General features: G+C 71.4%; 2 protein-coding genes and 1 pseudogene. All 3 read left to right on the top strand.

Features of this window, described 5'->3' with window-relative positions:
* Positions 1–1,329 (top strand): transcription termination factor Rho (gene rho / locus DZG00_RS14400; protein WP_199689829.1); only part of this gene is annotated, 1,329 nt, incomplete at its 5' end.
* Between the two features lie 3 nt (positions 1,330–1,332).
* Positions 1,333–2,412 carry a peptide chain release factor 1 gene (gene prfA, locus DZG00_RS14405; RefSeq protein WP_119381265.1) on the top strand — a complete coding sequence of 360 codons (1,080 nt, stop codon included), beginning with the start codon at positions 1,333–1,335 and terminating at the stop codon, positions 2,410–2,412.
* A gap of 24 nt (positions 2,413–2,436) precedes the next feature.
* A pseudogene (locus DZG00_RS14410) lies at positions 2,437–2,657 on the top strand (peptide chain release factor N(5)-glutamine methyltransferase); the annotation flags it as partial.

Here is a 2,657-nt window from a genome sequence, read left to right on the forward strand (position 1 = left end):
GACCGCACGCAGGACGTGCGCGCCGACCAGGCCCGCGCCGACCTCGGTCGCGACGACGACCGCGGCGGCCGCAGCCGGTACCGCGACCGCAAGCGCGGCCGCGGCCAGGGCGGCGACGACTTCGAGCCCGAGGTCACCGAGGACGACGTCCTCCTGCCCGTCGCGGGCATCCTCGACGTGCTCGACAACTACGCGTTCGTCCGCACGAGCGGCTACCTGCCCGGCACGAACGACGTGTACGTCTCGCTCGGCCAGGTCAAGAAGCACTCGCTGCGCAAGGGCGACGCCATCGTCGGCGCCATCCGCCAGCCGCGCGAGAACGACAGCCAGAGCCGCCAGAAGTACAACGCGATCGTGAAGATCGACTCGGTCAACGGCCTGCCGCCCGAGGAGGCCGCGAACCGCGTCGAGTTCGGCAAGCTCACGCCGCTGTACCCGCAGGACCGCCTCAGCCTCGAGACCGAGCCGGGCAAGCTGACCACGCGGATCATCGACCTCGTGTCGCCGATCGGCAAGGGCCAGCGCGGCCTCATCGTCTCGCCGCCGAAGGCCGGCAAGACGCTCGTGCTCCAGGCCATCGCGAACGCCATCGCCACCAACAACCCCGAGGTCCACCTCATGGTCGTGCTGGTCGACGAGCGTCCCGAGGAGGTCACCGACATGCAGCGCACGGTGAAGGGCGAGGTCATCGCCTCGACCTTCGACCGTCCGGCCGAGGACCACACCACGGTCGCCGAGCTCGCCATCGAGCGCGCGAAGCGCCTCGTGGAGCTCGGCCACGACGTGGTCGTGCTGCTCGACTCCATCACCCGCCTCGGCCGCGCGTACAACCTCGCGGCTCCCGCATCGGGCCGGATCCTCTCGGGCGGCGTCGACTCGTCGGCGCTCTACCCGCCGAAGCGCTTCTTCGGCGCCGCGCGCAACATCGAGCACGGCGGATCGCTCACGATCCTCGCCACGGCGCTCGTGGAGACCGGATCCAAGATGGACGAGGTCATCTTCGAGGAGTTCAAGGGCACCGGCAACATGGAGCTCCGCCTCTCGCGCGCCCTCGCCGACAAGCGGATCTTCCCCGCCGTCGACGTCAACGCCTCCGGCACGCGCCGCGAGGAGATGCTCATGGGCGCCGACGAGGTCAAGGTCACCTGGAAGCTGCGCCGCGCCCTCGCCGGGCTCGAGCAGCAGCAGGCCCTCGAGATCGTCCTCAGCCGCCTGAAGGAGACGACGTCCAACGTCGAGTTCCTCATGAAGGTCCAGGCCTCCATGCCCAACACCGGCAACGGCGTGTCCCACCAGAGCCACGGGCACGGCGCGCACGAGAAGGGCTGACGCGTGTTCGAGTCCGTCGTCCAGCTGCTGGAGGAGCACGAGGAGCTCCAGCAGCAGCTCGGCGACCCCGAGCTGCACGCGGACGCGTCGCGCTCGCGCAAGGTCAACCGCCGCTACGCGGAGCTGAGCCGGATCGTCCAGGCGCACGCCGAGTGGACCCAGCTCGGCGACGACCTGGCGGCCGCGCGCGAGCTGGCCGAGGAGGACCCGGCGTTCGCCGAGGAGATCCCCGGCCTCGAGCAGGCGCTGGACCAGGCGCAGGAGAAGCTCCGGCGGCTCCTGATCCCGCGCGACCCCGACGACGCGCGCGACGTCATCATGGAGATCAAGATGGGGGAGGGCGGCGCCGAGAGCGCGCTGTTCGCCGCCGACCTGCTCCGGATGTACCTGCACTACGCGGAGTCGCGCCGCTGGAAGACCGAGGTCCTCAGTCAGACGCAGAGCGACCTCGGCGGCTACAAGGACGTGCAGGTCGCCATCAAGGGCACGTCCGACGACCCCGCGCTCGGCGTGTGGGCGCACCTCAAGTACGAGGGCGGCGTGCACCGCGTGCAGCGCGTGCCGGCGACCGAGTCGCAGGGGCGCATCCACACGTCCGCCGCGGGCGTGCTCGTGATCCCCGAGGTCGAGGAGGTCGAGGAGGTCGCCATCGACCCCAACGACCTCAAGATCGACGTCTACCGCTCGTCCGGCCCCGGCGGCCAGTCGGTGAACACGACCGACTCCGCCGTCCGCATCACCCACCTGCCCACGGGCATCGTGGTCGCGATGCAGAACGAGAAGAGCCAGCTGCAGAACCGCGAGGCCGGCATGCGCGTCCTGCGTGCCCGCGTGCTCGCGAAGCAGCAGGAGGAGATCGACGCGGAGGCCTCGGCCGTGCGCCGCAGCCAGATCCGCACGATGGACCGGTCCGAGCGCATCCGCACGTACAACTTCCCGGAGAACCGCATCGCGGACCACCGCACCGGGTACAAGGCGTACAACCTCGACGCGGTGATGGACGGCGCCCTCGACCCGGTCGTGGAGTCGTGCATCCAGGCCGACGAGGAGGCGCGGCTCGACGCGCTCGGGACGGACGCGTGATCCGCGCGCGCGGCCCGCTCGCCCGTGGCTGACGGGGAGGGTGTCCCCGACACGGTGGACGCCCTCCGCATGCGGGTCGGCCAGGCGCTCGCCGGCGCCGGGATCGAGGATCCCGCGGTCGACGCGGAGCTCCTCATCGGGCACGTCCTCGGCCTCTCCCGCGGGCAGGTGCAGTCGCGCGCGATCACACGCGCGGCCGTGGCCGCCGCATACGCCGAGCGCGTCCTCGCGCTGGCCGCGCGCCG

It is taken from the genome of Clavibacter lycopersici, from assembly GCF_003576405.1.
In the GTDB taxonomy this organism is placed as follows: Bacteria; Actinomycetota; Actinomycetes; order Actinomycetales; family Microbacteriaceae; genus Clavibacter; species Clavibacter lycopersici.